General features: G+C 73.1%; 14 protein-coding genes. 8 read left to right on the top strand and 6 right to left on the bottom strand.

Annotated elements, in window-relative coordinates:
* The first annotated feature begins 90 nt into the window (after positions 1-90).
* The 6 genes from AB0878_RS26070 to AB0878_RS26045 all read left to right on the top strand — a co-directional run bounded on the left by AB0878_RS26070 (position 91) and on the right by AB0878_RS26045 (position 7,334).
* A complete protein-coding gene (locus AB0878_RS26070; protein WP_366582855.1) occupies positions 91-2,067 on the top strand; it encodes a putative cobaltochelatase in 1,977 nt (658 codons plus the stop codon).
* Positions 2,067-2,681: a cob(I)yrinic acid a,c-diamide adenosyltransferase gene (cobO, locus tag AB0878_RS26065; RefSeq protein WP_285973515.1), complete on the top strand. Its 615-nt coding sequence runs from the start codon at positions 2,067-2,069 to the stop codon at positions 2,679-2,681. Before AB0878_RS26070 ends, cobO begins: the two co-directional genes overlap by 1 nt.
* A gap of 5 nt (positions 2,682-2,686) precedes the next feature.
* Positions 2,687-4,018, top strand: coding sequence for a cobyrinate a,c-diamide synthase (locus AB0878_RS26060; RefSeq protein WP_366582854.1), 1,332 nt, complete (start codon positions 2,687-2,689; stop codon positions 4,016-4,018).
* Positions 4,011-5,036, top strand: a complete 1,026-nt coding sequence (gene cobC, locus AB0878_RS26055; RefSeq protein WP_366582853.1) for an Rv2231c family pyridoxal phosphate-dependent protein CobC — start codon at positions 4,011-4,013, stop codon at positions 5,034-5,036. The genes AB0878_RS26060 and cobC overlap by 8 nt, the downstream gene beginning before the upstream one ends.
* Before the next feature lie 87 nt (positions 5,037-5,123).
* Positions 5,124-6,380, top strand: a complete 1,257-nt coding sequence (locus AB0878_RS26050) for an epoxide hydrolase family protein (protein WP_366582852.1) — start codon at positions 5,124-5,126, stop codon at positions 6,378-6,380.
* On the top strand, positions 6,381-7,334 hold the full coding sequence (locus tag AB0878_RS26045) for a redoxin domain-containing protein (RefSeq protein ID WP_366582851.1): 954 nt from the start codon (positions 6,381-6,383) through the stop codon (positions 7,332-7,334). It begins immediately after the preceding gene.
* Between the two features lie 23 nt (positions 7,335-7,357).
* On the opposite strand, the gene AB0878_RS26040 is transcribed toward AB0878_RS26045, so the two are convergent.
* The 3 genes from AB0878_RS26040 to AB0878_RS26030 form a co-directional block, all read right to left on the bottom strand.
* Entirely contained in the window at positions 7,358-8,113 is a 756-nt protein-coding gene (locus tag AB0878_RS26040) for an adenosylcobinamide-GDP ribazoletransferase (protein WP_366582850.1), read from the bottom strand.
* Between the two features lie 133 nt (positions 8,114-8,246).
* A complete protein-coding gene (gene cobT / locus AB0878_RS26035) occupies positions 8,247-9,266 on the bottom strand; it encodes a nicotinate-nucleotide--dimethylbenzimidazole phosphoribosyltransferase (protein WP_366582849.1) in 1,020 nt (339 codons plus the stop codon).
* Positions 9,267-9,276: 10 nt separating this feature from the next.
* Complete coding sequence (locus AB0878_RS26030) at positions 9,277-9,882, bottom strand: bifunctional adenosylcobinamide kinase/adenosylcobinamide-phosphate guanylyltransferase (RefSeq protein WP_366582848.1); 606 nt, start codon at positions 9,880-9,882, stop codon at positions 9,277-9,279.
* Between the two features lie 36 nt (positions 9,883-9,918).
* Here AB0878_RS26030 and AB0878_RS26025 point away from each other — a divergent pair, with 36 nt between their 5' ends.
* Together AB0878_RS26025 and AB0878_RS26020 are read left to right on the top strand one after the other, a co-directional pair.
* The gene (locus AB0878_RS26025) at positions 9,919-10,857 is read left to right on the top strand and encodes a cobalamin biosynthesis protein (protein ID WP_366582847.1); all 939 of its coding nucleotides are present in this window, start codon (positions 9,919-9,921) and stop codon (positions 10,855-10,857) included.
* Positions 10,854-12,338, top strand: a complete 1,485-nt coding sequence (locus tag AB0878_RS26020) for a cobyric acid synthase (protein ID WP_366582846.1) — start codon at positions 10,854-10,856, stop codon at positions 12,336-12,338. The genes AB0878_RS26025 and AB0878_RS26020 overlap by 4 nt, the downstream gene beginning before the upstream one ends.
* Positions 12,339-12,342: 4 nt before the next feature.
* On the opposite strand, the gene AB0878_RS26015 is transcribed toward AB0878_RS26020, so the two are convergent.
* From AB0878_RS26015 to AB0878_RS26005, 3 genes are all read right to left on the bottom strand, one after another.
* The gene (locus AB0878_RS26015) at positions 12,343-13,059 is read right to left on the bottom strand and encodes a DUF4190 domain-containing protein (protein WP_366582845.1); all 717 of its coding nucleotides are present in this window, start codon (positions 13,057-13,059) and stop codon (positions 12,343-12,345) included.
* Positions 13,060-13,141: 82 nt separating this feature from the next.
* Entirely contained in the window at positions 13,142-13,783 is a 642-nt protein-coding gene (locus AB0878_RS26010) for a response regulator transcription factor (RefSeq protein WP_366582844.1), read from the bottom strand.
* 18 nt (positions 13,784-13,801) lie between these two features.
* The gene (locus AB0878_RS26005) at positions 13,802-14,893 is read right to left on the bottom strand and encodes a histidine kinase (protein WP_366582843.1); all 1,092 of its coding nucleotides are present in this window, start codon (positions 14,891-14,893) and stop codon (positions 13,802-13,804) included.
* Positions 14,894-14,898 lie beyond the last annotated feature (5 nt).

Here is a 14,898-nt window from a genome sequence, read left to right as displayed (position 1 = left end):
AGTCGGGTGATTTTTCGCGCACGTTCACCCACGCTAGACGACGCGTTTCCTGTGCGATGATCGGCCGGACGCCGACCACGAGGAGAGCTCTTGAAGCCGTACCCGTTCACCGCCGTCGTCGGGATGCCGGACCTGCGCCTGGCGCTGATCCTGTCCTCGATCTCACCCGCCGTGGGCGGCGTGCTGGTGCGGGGCGAGAAGGGCACGGCGAAGTCGACGATGGTGCGCGCGCTCGCCGGTCTGCTGCCCCAGCTCGACGTGGTGGACGGCTGCCGGTTCTCGTGTGATCCCGCCGCGCCCGACCCCGTGTGCCCGGACGGTCCGCACCCCGCGGGCGCGCCCGCGCACCGGCGGCCGGCGCGGCTGGTGGAGCTGCCCGTCGGCGCGGCGGAGGACCGGGTCGTCGGGTCGCTGAACCTGGAGAAGGCGCTGTCGGCGGGCGTCACGGACTACCAGCCCGGTCTGCTGGCCGCCGCCAACCGCGGCCTGCTCTACGTGGACGAGGTCAACCTCCTGCACGACCACCTCGTCGACACGCTGCTCGACGCCGCCGCGATGGGCCGCGCGACCGTGGAGCGCGAGGGCGTGTCCGTGTCGCACGCGGCGCGGTTCGTGCTGATCGGCACGATGAACCCCGAGGAAGGCGAGCTGCGGCCGCAGCTGCTGGACCGGTTCGGCCTGACCGTCGAGGTCGCGTCCAGCCGGGAGCCCGAGCAACGCGTGGAGGTGGTCCGCCGGCGGCTCGCGTACGAGGCGGATCCCGACGGGTTCGCGAGCGCGTATGCCGCCGAAGACGCAGCGCTGGCGGCGGACATCGAGGCGGCGCAACGGCTTCTGCCGGCGGTGAAGCTGCCCGACGACGCCCTGCGGCAGATCGCCGAGGTGTGCGCGTCGTTCGAGGTGGACGGGATGCGGGCCGACATCGTCACGGCACGCACGGCCGTCGCGCACGCCGCGTGGGCCGGGCGCAGCGCGGTGACCACCGAGGATGTCCGCGTGGCCGCGCGGCTCGCGTTGCCGCACCGGCGCCGCCGCAACCCGTTCGACGCGCCCGGGATTTCCGAGGAGCAGCTGGAACAGGCGTTGCAGGACGCGCAGCCGCCCGAGGATCCCGGCCCTGGTCCGGAGGACGACGGGCCCGGCTCGGGTTCACAACCGCCCGCCGCGGAAGGTGAGCAGCCGCCGGGGGACCGGCCCGCACCGCAGCAGCAACAACAACCGGGCGACGGGACGGGTTCCGGACCGCAGAACACGGTCGGCTCCGGCGAGACGTTCCGCGCGCGAGTCTTCCGCGTCAAGGGCACCGGCGAAGGCGAACGCGGCCGCCGGTCCCGGGCCATCACCGACACCGGGCGCACGATCGGGGTCCAGCCGCCGAGTGTCCGCGACGGCCGTCCGCACCTCGTCGCCACGATGCGGGCCGCGGCGCCGCACCAGCGGTCCCGTGGCCGCAGCGGTCCCGGACTTCTCGTGCGTACGCAGGATCTGCGGTTCGCGTTGCGTGAAGGGCGCGAAGGCAACCTCGTGCTGTTCTGCGTGGACGCGTCCGGCTCCATGGGCGCGCGCACGCGCATGCGCGAGGTGAAGACGGCGGTGCTCTCTCTGCTGCTGGACGCCTACCAACGGCGCGACAAGGTCGGGCTCGTCACCTTCCGTGGTGACTCGGCCGAGCTCGCGCTGCCGCCGACGATCAGCGTCGAGGCCGCGGCCGCGCGGCTGGAAGGACTGCCGACGGGCGGCCGCACGCCGCTCGCGGAAGGACTGCTGGAAGCCGCGCGCGTGCTGCGCGTGGAGGCGATCCGGGATCCGCGCCGGCGTCCGCTGTTGGTGCTCGTCACGGACGGACGCGCCACGAGCGGGGCCGACGCCGTCGCCCGGTCGCAGGCCGCGGCAGGCTTGCTGGCCGGCGTCACCACCATCGTGATGGACTGCGAAAGCGGCCGGATGCGCCTCGGGCTCGCGGCGGAGCTGGCCGGGCACCTCGGCGCCGAGCACGTGCCGCTCGCCGAGGTCGCGGCCGAGACGCTCGCCGCCGCGGTTCGTGATCGCACCGGAAGGGCTGCCTGATGCCGCAAGGGAAACCGGCTGTCGTCCCGCAGGACGGGCTCACCACACGCCAGCGCCGCAACCGCCCGCTGCTCGCCGTGCACACCGGCGAGATGAAGGGCAAGTCGACCGCCGCGTTCGGCATGGCGCTGCGCGCCTGGAACCAGGGCTGGTCGATCGGGGTGTTCCAGTTCGTGAAGTCGGCGAAATGGCGCGTCGGCGAGGAAGCCGCGTTTCGCGCGCTCGGGAAGCTGCACGACGAGACGGGCGAGGGCGGGCCCGTCGAGTGGCACAAGATGGGCGAAGGCTGGAGCTGGACGCGCAAGCAGGGCTCCGACGAGGACCACGCCGCCAACGCGCGTGAGGGCTGGGCCGAGATCAAGCGCCGCCTGGCCGCCGAGACGCACGACTTCTACGTCCTCGACGAGTTCTCCTACCTGCTCAAGTGGGGCTGGCTCGAAGTGGACGACGTGGTGTCCACTTTGGTCTCCCGGCCCGGGCACCAGCACGTGGTGATCACCGGCCGCTACGCGCCGCCGGAGCTCGTCGAGGCCGCCGACCTGGTGGCCGAGATGACGAAGGTCAAGCACCCCATGGACGCGGGCCAGAAGGGGCAGCGGGGGATCGAGTGGTAGCGCGGGTGGTCATCGCCGCGCCCGGCTCGGGGCACGGCAAGACCACCATCGCCGCGGGGTTGATGGCGGCGTTGCGCGCGGCCGGGCACCGCGTGTCCGGGCACAAGGTCGGGCCCGACTTCATCGACCCGTCCTACCACGCGCTGGCCACCGGCCGTCCCGCGCGCAACCTCGACCCGTTCCTGCAGGGTGAGGACCGGTTGGTGCCCTTGCTGCGCCACGGTTCCGCGGGCGCGGACCTCGCCGTGATCGAAGGCGTGATGGGAATGTTCGACGGCGCGCTCGGCACGGAGGGTTACGCGTCGACCGCACACGTCGCCCGGGTGCTCGACGCGCCGGTGGTGCTGGTGGTCGACGCTTCGGCCGCTTCGCGCAGCGTCGCGGCGACCGTGCTGGGGTTCGCGAACTACGACACGCGCGTGCGCCTCGCCGGCGTGATCCTCAACAAACTGGGCTCGCAGCGCCACGAGGACGAGATCGCGTCCGCGCTGGAGGCTACGGGCGTTCCGCTGCTGGGTGCGCTGCGGCGCAACGAGAACGTGCACGCGCCGAGCCGCCACCTCGGCCTGGTGCCCGCGGCCGAACGCGCCGCCGACTCGCAGCGGGTGCTGCCGGAGCTGGCGTCGTGGGTGGCCGGCGGCGTGGATCTCGAAGCGGTGGTGCGGGTCGCGCGCGCGGCGCCGCCGTTGACGGGTCCGGTGTGGACACCGCCCGGTGAGTTCGAGGGACCGCGGGCGGTGGTGGCCGCGGCGGCCGGGCCGGCGTTCACGTTCCGGTACACGGAGAACGTGGAGCTGCTCGCCTCGTTCGGCGTGGACGTCGTCGACGTGGATCCGTTGCGGGACGAGGAGCTGCCCGAGGGCTGCGCCGGACTGTACTTCGGCGGCGGCTTCCCGGAGGTGCACGCCGCGGAGCTGTCGGCGAACAAGCCGTTGCTCACGGCGGTGGCGGACGCGGTGGCGCAGGGCATGCCGGTGAGCGTGGAGTGCGCGGGGCTGCTGTACCTGTGCCGCGAGCTGGACGGCCTGCCGATGGCCGGTGTCGTGGACGCGACGGCGGTGATGACCAAACGCGGGAAGCTCGGGTACCGGACGGCGGTTTCGCTGGCGGACAACGTGCTCGCGGTCGCCGGCCAGCGCGTGACCGGGCACGAGTTCCACCGGACCGAGCTGACGCCCGGCGCCGGTCCGTCGCCGGCGTGGGGCTGGGAGCGGACGGTGGACGGGTTCGCTTCGGCTTCGCTGCACGCGTCCTACCTGCACGTGCACTGGGCCGGGTACCCGGAGCTGGCGGAACGGTTCGCCACCCACGTCCGAGCGCAGGCTTCGCGTGGCTGACTCCCCGGACTACGACCTGAACCACCACGGCGACCGCGAGGTCGGGCCGGGGCTGGTGGACCTCGCGGTGAACGTCCGGCTCGCGCGCCCGCCCGAGTGGTTGCGGCGGGAGCTGGTGTCCGCTGTGGACAGTCTCGCCGCGTACCCCGACTCGTCGGCGGCGCAGGCCGCCGTCGCCGCGCGGCACGGCCGTCCGCCGGACGAAGTGCTGGTCACGGCGGGTGCGGCCGAGGCGTTCACCTTGCTGGCTTCGGCTTTGAAGCCGCGGCACGCGGTGGTCGTGCACCCGCAGTTCACCGAGCCCGAGGCCGCGTTGCGCGCCGCGGGGCACGAGGTTTCGCGCGTGGTTCTGTCCGCTTCGGACGGTTACGTGCTGGATCCCGCGGCGGTTCCGGCCGACGCGGACCTGGTGTTCGTGGGCAACCCGACGAACCCGACGTCCGTGCTGCACCCCGCCGCCGCACTCCGGGCTTTGGCCCGGCCGGGCCGTCTGCTCGTGGTCGACGAGGCCTTCCTCGACGCGATTCCCGGCGAGGCCGAGAGCCTGGCGGGTTCGTCGCTCGACGGCGTGGTCGTTCTCCGCAGCCTCACCAAAACCTGGGGCCTCGCCGGCCTGCGCGCCGGGTACGTCCTCGGCCCGGCCGACGTCCTGGCCCGCTTGCGCTCGGTCCAGCCACCCTGGTCGGTTTCGACGCTCGCCGCCGTCGCCACGGTCGCCTGCTGCCGCCCGGCCGCGCTCGAGGAAGCGGAAAAGCTCGCCACCGCCGCCGAATCCGACCGCGACTACCTCGTCTCCCGGCTGGCCGACCTGGGCCTGCCCGTGCTCGGCGACCCGAGGGGACCGTTCGTGCTCGTCGAAGGCCCCGACGACGGCCTGCGAACCAGGCTGCGCGACGCGGGCTACGCCGTCCGCCGCGGCGACACGTTCCCCGGCCTCGGCCCCCGGCACCTGCGCCTGGCCGTCCGCTCGCGCGAGGTGACCGACGGGTTCCTCGCCGCGCTGTCCCGGTCGCTCTAGCCGGCGAGCACGGGCAAGCCGTGCGTATCACTCGTTTCGGGTGAGGAACCGCCGGTGATTCGGTGGCACAGTACCGGGCTTCGCGTCTTGTCCGGCAAACGCGACATCGACCACCGCACCCATCCGCCAAGGAGACGCATGTCTGTCACGACTGAAGGGGCAGTGCACGATCAAGCGATCCGGCCGTTCACGGTCGAGACGTCCGATGCGGATCTCGAAGATCTGCGTGCGCGCGTCATGGCCACTCGCTGGCCCGAAAAGGAACCCGTCTCGGACGCCTCGCAGGGCGTGCCGCTCGAGACGATGCAGGCGCTCGCCCGTTATTGGGCGACGGAGTACGACTGGCGCAGGTGCGAGGAGAGACTGAAGGCTCTCCCGCACTTCATCACCGAGATCGACGGTCTCGACATCCACTTCATCCACGTTCGCTCGAAACACGAAGACGCGTTGCCGCTCCTCGTCGCGCACGGCTGGCCCGGCTCGGTCATCGAGCAGCTGAAGATCATCGGTCCGCTGACCGATCCCACGGCCCACGGCGCGAGCGAAGCGGACGCTTTCCACCTGGTGATCCCGTCGATGCCCGGCTACGGGTTCTCGGGCAAGCCCGCCGTCACCGGCTGGGGCCCCGAGCACATCGCGCGCGCCTGGGCCGAGCTGATGAAGCGCCTGGGATACGACAACTACGTCGCCTCGGGCGGCGATTGGGGCGGGCAGATCGTCGATCTGATGGGTGCGCAGGCGCCGGCCGGCCTGATCGGTATCCACACCAATTTCCCCGGCGCCGTCCGCCCCGACGTCGCCCAGGCCGTGCAGTCCGGCGGCCCGGCGCCACCCGATCTGTCCGAGGAGGGAACACGTCTCTACGAAAAGCTGAGGGACTTCTTCGCGACAGACGTGGCCTACGCCCTCGAGATGGGGACCCACCCGCAGACGCTCTACGGAATCGCCGATTCGCCCATCGGCCTCGCCGCCTGGATGCTCGACCACGACGCGGCCAGTCTGGCGCTGATCGCCCGGGTCTTCGACGGACAGTCCGAGGGACTGACCCGCGACGACGTGCTCGACAACATCACCCACTACTGGTTGACGAACACGGGGGTCTCTTCGGGACGTCTCTACCGGGAGAACAAACTCGGCTTCTTCGACCCGAAGGGCGTCTCCGTCCCGGTGGCGGTGAGCGTCTTCCCCGACGAGCTCTACCAGGTGCCGCGGAGCTGGGCCGAGGAGGCGTATCCCCGGCTCATCCACTACAACCGGCTCGACAAGGGCGGGCACTTCGCCGCCTGGGAGCAGCCGAAGCTGTTCGCCTCCGAGGTCCGTGCCGGATTGCGCTCGGTGCGCTAGATGTCGGTATCCGCGCGCACGAGCATGCCCGCCCTCGGCGGGGCCGAGTGGCTCAACTCCGGGCCACTGGGTCCCGCCGAGCTGGCCGGCCACGTCGTCGTCGTCAACTTCTGGACGCTGACCTGCATCAACTGGCTGCGCCAGGAGCCCTACGTCCGCGCCTGGTCGCGGGCCTACTCCGACGACGGGTTGATCGTCGTCGGAGTGCACACGCCGGAGTTCTCGTTCGAGCACGCGCTCGACCGCGTGCGCCAGGCGACGAACGAGCGGGGGATCGACTACCCGGTCACCGTCGACAACGACTACGCCATCTGGCGCGCGTTCGACAACCACTACTGGCCGGCGCTCTACTTCGTGGACGCCCAAGGCGTCATCCGCGACCACCACTTCGGTGAAGGACGCTACGAGCAGTCGGAGCGCATGATCCAGCGGCTGCTCGGCGTCGAGCGCGAGCTGGTCTCCGTCGCCGGGCACGGCGTGGAGGCCGAGGCCGACTGGGATCACCTGCGCACGCCCGAGACGTATCTCGGCTACGCGCGTGGTGAGCACTTCGCTTCGCCGGGCCGTATCGGGTTCGACGAACGACGCGCCTACGAGCTCCCGCCGCAGGGCGTGCGCCTCGGTACCTGGGCCCTCGCCGGTGTGTGGACGATCGGGCCCGAGAGCGTCGTGCTCGCCGAGGCCGGTGGGAGCATCACCTACCGGTTCCACGCGCGCGACGCGCACCTCGTGCTGGCTCGTGGTCCTGGACCGCCGATTCCTTTCCGCGTAACCCTCGACGGCGCGGCTCCGGGCCCGGGCCACGGTGTCGACGTCGACGCGGACGGGCACGGCTTGCTCCGGGACGCCCGCCTCTACCAGCTCGTGCGCCAGCGCGACGAGGTCCGCGAGCGGACGCTGGAGATCACCTTCCTCGAACCCGGCGCCGGGGCGTACGTGTTCACGTTCGGGTAGCTCGTCTTCGGGACCGCGGCGGCTCAGACGGCGAGCGTGAGCAGCGCCGCCGCCACCGCCACTTCGACCCCGGCGCCGAGGACGTCACCGGTGATTCCGCCCAGGCGCCGGACGCACCGGGCGAGCAAGGCCGCCGCGACGAGGTACCCGGCGCCGACCGCGGCCACCCCTTGCCACCACGGCAAACCGGGCGCCAAAGCGGCGAGCGCGGCGGCCACCAGGCCGACGGCCACCGCGACCACCCGCGGCACGGATCCCGCCACCGTCGCCCCGAGCCCCTCCGGCCGGGCCGAGGGCACGCCCTGCGCGCACGACATCGACAGCGTGCACCGGCCCGCCAGCACCGAGACCACGGCGGCCACGACGCCGTGGCCCGCCGACACGGCGCCGGTCAACGCGCCGGCCTGCACCAGGAGCACGAACACGAGCGTCGCGACCCCGGTCGGGCCCGAGTCGCCGCGGCGCATGACGTCGAGGGCTTTGGCGCGGTCGTAGGACGCGCCGAGCCCGTCCGCGGTGTCGGCCAGCCCGTCGAGGTGCAGGCCGCGGCTGCCCAGAGCCACCACGCCCAGCGCGAGGGCGGCGACGGCGAGCGCGGGCAGGCCCACGGCCACGCCGCCGGCCACGATCAGGCCCGCGGCCGCGGCGAGGGGGACCGCCGCGACCGGTCCCAGTACCATCGCCGCCCCGGCCACCCCGCGATCGATGACGCGCGGGGCCGGCACGGGCACGGTGGTCAGGGTGCCGACGGCCAGCCGCAGCGCGTCGCCGAGCTTCACCGGCTCCCCGCTCGCAACCGCGCGTAACCGCGGCACCCGAGAGCGGCCGACGTCACGGCGCCGCGCGCCGCGGACGGTGACCCGAATCCTTCGAGCCGCGCGCCGGCGGCCCTCAGGTCCTGGCGGGCAGCCCTCACGCGAGGTCCGCCAGCAGCCCCATGTCCGCGATGATCGCCCGCGCCGCCCGCAGCGTCGGGACGGCCTGGACGGCGCCGCTGCCTTCGCCGAGCCGCAGGCCCAGGTCGAGGATCGGCGTCAGGCCCAGCGCCTTCAACGCGAACGCCTGCGAAGGCTCCGTCGAGCGGTGTCCCGCGAGCCACCACTGCTCGGCACCCGGCGCGATGTCCCGGGCGACCAGGGCGGCCGCGCCGGAGAAGATGCCGTCGAGCAGCACGGGGATGCCCCGCACGGCGGCTTCCACGAGGAATCCCGCCGTGGCCGCGACGCAGGCGCTGCCCAGCGCCGTCAGCCGCTCGAACGGGTCGGCCACCCGCCCCGCGGCGCGCTGCACCGCGGCCTCGACCACGGCCGTCTTCGCGTCCAGCGCCGCCCCGGACACACCCGTACCCGTGCCGACGACCTCGGCGGCGGGCAGGCCCAGCGTGGCCGCGACCAGAGCCGCGCACATCGTGGTGTTGCCGATGCCCATGTCGCCCGGAATGAGCAGATCCGCGTCGGCTTCCTCCGCCGCGATGGCGCGCCCCGCCTCGAACGCGGCGAGCGCTTCGCCCGGGGCGAGGGCGTCCTCGACGTCGATCGCGCCCGAGCCCCGGCGGATCTTGTGCGCGGTCACGGAAGCCGGCACGTCCGAAGCGTCCCAGTCGACCGCGATGTCGGCCACGCGCACGCGAGCGCCGACCTGCGCGGCGAGCACCGTGACGCCACTGCGCCCGGCCAGGAACACCCGCACCATCGCCGCCGTGACCTCACGCGGGTAGGCCGACTGCGCCGACACCCCGTGGTCGCCCGCGAAGACGACCACGCGCACGTCGTCCAGCGGACGCGGCGGCACCACGCCGTGGGCGGCGCTGAGCCACGCGGCCAGCTCCTCGAGCCGGCCCAGCGCGCCGAGTGGCTTCACCAGGCCGTCGAGGCGCTCCTGCGCGGCGGCGCGGGCGGCGGCGTCGGGCACGGGGATGTCGAAACGCGGCACGGCGGACTCCTTACGGCAGTTCGAGCACCCGCCCGGCGACGACCAGCAGACTCCGGTCGGACTCGGCGGACACCCGGTTGTTGAGTGCGCCCAGCACATCACGGAACAGCCGTCCGGACGACGTAGCGGGCACCACACCGCTGCCGACCTCGTTGCTCACGGCCACCACGGGCACGCGCGCCTGGGTCCACGCTGCCAGGAAGTCCTCGAGCCGGTCGTCGAGACGGCGCTCCCAGCCCGGCTTGCCCGTCCACGCGCCGACCTCGTCGAGCACGCGCGAGAGCCACGTGCCGAGGCAGTCGATGAGCAACGGGCTCGTCGCCGTGCGCAGCACGGTCGCCAGGTCGGTGGTCTCCACCGTGGTCCAGTGGCGCGGGCGCCGGGCCTTGTGCGCGGCGACGCGGGCGGCCCACTCGGGGTCGTCGTCGCTCGGGGGAAGGCCCGGGGCCACGTACACGAGGTGCGTGTGGTGCGCGACGAGCCGCTCCGCGTGCCTCGACTTCCCCGAGCGGACGCCGCCGAGGACCAGCACCTTGCCGTCGTCGCGTCCGTACCGGCGGAGGGTCCGCGCCAGGGTCTCGAGATACCCGGCGAGCCGGTGCGTCAGCTTGGTCATACCCGGCATTCTCGTGCACGCGCTACGGTTCGCCACGTGCCACTCCGACAAGCCGTCACAGCGGCCGGCCTGATCACCGGATATGCCGCCGACTCACTCTTCGGTGACCCCCGGCGCGGGCACCCGGTCGCGGTGTTCGGCAGCTGGGCCGGTGCGCTGGAACGCCGCTGGTGGGCCGACTCGAAGCCGCGCGGAGCGGCGTACGCGGCCGTCTGTGCGGGAGCGGTGACGGGCCTGGGCGTCGCCGCTGAGCTGAGTACGCGCCGACGTCCCTTCGCTCGCTTCGCGCTCACGGCCGTCGCGACGTGGGTCGTGCTCGGCGGGCGTGGCCTGGCGGCGGAGGGCCGCGAGATGGCGCGGCTGCTCGACGCAGGCGACGTGCCCGCCGCGCGCACCCGGCTGTCGCACCTGTGCGCGCGCGACGCTTCCGAACTGGACACCGCGGAGCTCACGCGCGCGGCCACCGAGTCGATCGCGGAGAACACGTCCGACGCCGTGGTGGCGCCGTTGCTGTGGGGTGCCGTCGCCGGCCTGCCCGGCCTGCTCGGTTACCGCGCACTCAACACGCTCGACGCGATGGTCGGCTACCGCTCGCCGCGCCACCGCAACTTCGGCTGGGCGGCGGCGCGCCTCGACGACGTCGTGAACCTCGTGCCGTCGCGGGCCGGCGCCGTGCTCACCGCGGTGTCCGCGCCGCTCGCCGGCGGGCGGGTCCGGGCGTCGCTGCGGGCGTGGCGGCGGTACGGCTCGCACCACCCGAGCCCCAACGCCGGCCAGGTCGAGGCCGCGTTCGCGGGCGCGCTCGGCCTGCGCCTGGGCGGCACCAACAGCTACGGCGGCGAGGTCGAGGCCCGCGGCACGCTCGGTGACGGCCGCGCGCCCCGGCCCGTCGACCTGCGTCGTGCGGTGCGGCTGTCGCGTGTGGTCGGTGCGGCGGCGGCGCTGGTGGCGGCCGCGGTGGCGGTGGCGCGATGAGCGGGCTGCTGGTCGCCGGCACGACGTCCGACGCCGGGAAGAGCCTGGTCACGGCCGGGATCTGCCGCTGGCTCGCGCGCCGCGGCGTGCGGGTGGTGCCGTTCAAGTCGCAGAACATGTCGAACAACTCGATGGTCTGCGCGGACGGGGCCGAGATCGGCCGCGCGCAGTGGCTGCAGGCCCGCGCCGCGCGCGTCGAGCCCGAAGCGGCGATGAACCCCGTGCTGCTCAAACCCGGCAGCGACCGCCGCAGCCACGTCATCGCGCTCGGGAAACCGTTCGGCACACTGGAAGCCGGCGAGTACGCGACCGGCCGCGCGGGGCTGGCGGAGATCGCCTTCGGTGCGTTCGAGGACCTTCGTTCGCGGTTCGACGTGGTCGTGTGCGAGGGCGCGGGCAGTCCCGCGGAGATCAACCTGCGCGGCGGCGACTACGTGAACATGGGCCTGGCGCGGCGGTTTTCGCTGCCGGTGGTCGTGGTCGGCGACATCGACCGCGGCGGGGTGCTGGCGGCGATGTTCGGCACGCTCGCGCTGCTGTCGCCGGAAGACCAGGCGCTGGTCGCGGGCTGGGTGGTCAACAAGTTCCGCGGCGACGTCGGGCTGCTGCGCCCGGGGTTGAAGAGCCTCGAGGACGTGACCGGCCGGCCGGTGCTCGGGGTGCTGCCGTGGCTGGACCGCGTGTGGATCGACTCCGAAGACGCGCTGGCCGCCGCGGGCTGGCGCCACGAAGCCGGACGCGGTGGCGGGGGTCTGCGCGTGGCCGTGGTGCGCTTTCCCCGTGCCTCGAACGCCACCGACGTCGACGCCCTCGCCGCCGAACCCGGCGTGACGGTGAGCCTCACCGCCGACCCGGACTCGGTCGCCGCGGCGGATCTGGTGGTGCTGCCCGGTTCTCGCGCCACCGTGGACGATCTGCGCTGGCTGCGCGAGCGTGGCCTCGCCGGCGCGGTGACCGCGCGCGCCGCCGCCGGCCGTCCCGTGTTGGGCATCTGCGGCGGCTACCAGATGCTGGCGGCCACCATCCACGACGATGTCGAGTCCCGCGCCGGCACCGTCGCCGGCCTCGGTCTGCTGCCGACCGAGGTGACGTTCGCGGGGGAGAAGGTGCTCGGCCGCCCGGTCGGCGAGTGGCGCGGCCACCGGGTCCAGGCGTACGAAATCCACCACGGCACCGCGTCTCGCGGCGACGCGGAGTCCTTTCTGGACGGTCACCGGGTCGGCTCCGTGTGGGGTACGACCTGGCACGGTGCTTTCGAGAACGACGGCTTCCGCCGCGCCTGGCTCACGGAGGTGGCCGCTCAGTCCGGCGTCGACTGGACGCCGGTCGAGGGCGCGCCCGGGTTCGCGGCCCTGCGCGAGGACATGCTGGAACGGCTGGCCGACGCCGTGGAGTCCGAAGTGGACACCGCGAAACTGCTGGAATTGCTGGAAAGTGGCGCGCCGGCCGGGTTGCCGTTCGTCCCGCCCGGCGCGCCGTGAACCGCTAGTGCACCACCGGCGCCGTCAGCATGCCCGACTTGGATTCCAGGGTGCAGACCACCGAGCGGTTCCGGTTCTGCCACGATCCGGCCGGCGGGTAGTACACGCCCATCACCAGGTCCGCCGGCATCGTGGTGTCGACGAAGAACCCTGACTGCGCCGTGGTGCAGTACTGGCGGCTCAGCGTGGACAGGGCTTCCTCGCCGGGATAGCTTTCGGACTCCGGCAAGGGCACCACGGCATAGATCTCGTCGGCGTGCGCCACGTCGCACGAGACCTTGGCGATGTCGCTGGTCAGCTTGTCGTAGCCGGTGAAGCACTCGCCTTGCTCGGCCGAGAACACGCTCTCGCCGCCGCCTGACAGCTCGTCGATGGCGGCGTCTTCGCTGCTCGAACCGGAGGAGGTGCCGGCGGTGATGATCACTGTCAGCAGCCACGCACCGCACAGGGCGAGGCCCGCGATGGCCAGGCCGCGGCCGCTGTCGCCGGTGCGCCGGATCTGACGCAGCGCGACGACACCGCAGATCACGCTCAGCAGCAGGCTGATCCCCGGGATCGCCAGCGCGAAGCCGAAGAGCACCTTCAGCAACGGGACGATCGCGAGCACCAGCGAGGCGATGGCGTAACCGTTGGTCTTGCCCGTCGCGGGCGGCGGCGGTGGCGGTGGCGCGTCCTGGTAGCTCGGCCCGGTCGGCTTGGGCGGCAGGACTGAATCGGACATGAGGGTCCCCTGAACTCATTCGTGGAATCCCCCGACCCGGGCATGATCGTAACCAACCGGGCACCGCTCGCGCGACAACGATTCAGGCGAGACCGGCGTCGTGAACCAAGATGGCGACCTGCGTCCGGTTGGCGGCTTCCACTTTGGACATGATGCGCCCCAGGTGGACCTTCACCGTGGCCTGGCTGACGCCGAGCTTCGTGGCGATCACCGCGTTGCTCCAGCCCTCGGCGACGGCCACCGCGACCTCGCGTTCGCGGGAGGTCAGTGCGGCCAGCCGTGCCTTCGCGGTTTCCATGGCCCCGCCCGAGGCGAACTCGCCGAGCAGCCGCCGCGTGACGGCCGGCGACAGCATCGCCTCGCCGCGGTGCACCACGTGCACGGCGCTGACCAGGTCGCGGGGCGGCGTGTCCTTGAGCAGGAACCCGGTGGCGCCGTGGCGCAACGCGGTGTGCACGTACTCGTCGAGGTCGAACGTGGTCAGCACGACGACCGCCGGCGCCTCGGGCAGTGCCGTGACCACGCGGGTCACCTCGAGGCCGTCGACGCCGGGCATCTGGATGTCGGTGAGCACGACGTCGGGCCGGTACTGCGCGACGAGCTCGGCGACGCCGGTGCCGTCGCCCGCCTCGGCGACCACGCGGATCTCCGGGTCCGACTCGAGGATCATCCGGATGCCGCTGCGCACGAGCACCTCGTCGTCCAGCAGCACGACCTTGATCACCGCAGCGTCCTCCTCATCTCACGCCCCGCCGGCGAGCGGGAACACCGCGCGCACCACGTAGTCACCCGAACCGTCGGGACCGACGCGCAGTGCGCCGCCGGCCAGCGTCACGCGCTCGCGCATGCCGATCACGCCGTAGCCCGCGCCGGGCAGGCCCGCCGAGGCGCCGAGCGCGTTGGCGACCTCGACCAGGAGCTTGCCGCTGTCGAGGGACAGCTTGACCCGGATCGGCGCGCCCGGCGCGTGTTTCGCCGCGTTGGTCAGCGCCTCCTGCACGATCCGGTACGCCGCCCGGCCCACCTTCTCCGGCACCTGCGGCAGGGGATCGGGCACCTCGGTGTCGACGTCGGCGCCGGCCGCCGCGAGGTCGCCCGCCAGCTGCGCGACGCCGTCGAGTGTCGGGCTGGGCAGCGCCTTCGGTTCGTTCTCCTCCTCGCGCAGCACCCGCAGGATGTCGCGCAGCTCGGTGAGCGCGGCGGCACTCGACTCGCGGATCACCTCGGCGAGCCGGGCGGTTTCCTCGTCCCGAGCCCGCACCGTCAGCGCACCGGCTTGCAGCGCGACGATGCTCACGCGGTGGGCCACCACGTCGTGCATCTCGCGCGCGATCCGCCGTCGCTCGGCCGTCACGGCGCGTTCGGCGAGCAGGTCGCGGGTGCGTTCGGCCTGGTCCGCGCGGTCGTGTAAGGCGTCGAGGAGCACCGCGCGCTGGTGCATCCACAGCCCCGCGAGCAGCGGCAGGAGCAGCATCAGGGCCGCGACGAAGCCGACGACCTCCCAGGCCTGCAGGTCGTCGGGCCGGTAGGTGACGAACGTGATCACCAGGTCCGCGGCCACCGCGACCGCCGTCGGCCACTTCGGTCCGCGCTGGGCCGCGACGGTGTAGAGCGAGAAGATCGTGGCGAGCTGTGCCATCGGCGCGAACCAGGCCAGCACCGCCATCGCCAGCATCGTGACGAGCGGGAACCGGCGGCGCAGCAGCAACAGCACCAGCACGGCCACGATCGTGAGCTGCCACAGCGGGTGCCGGGTCACGCCGTTGAGCTCCTCCAGCGTGAGCGCGCCCGCGACGGCGATCGCCAGGCAGGCGTCGAGCAGGAGCAGTCGCACGGCGA

The organism is Amycolatopsis sp. NPDC047767, assembly GCF_040704195.1.
Taxonomy (GTDB): Bacteria; Actinomycetota; Actinomycetes; order Mycobacteriales; family Pseudonocardiaceae; genus Amycolatopsis.
The sequence above is the reverse complement of the archived record's forward strand: the minus strand, read 5'-3'. Positions and strand labels throughout refer to the sequence as shown.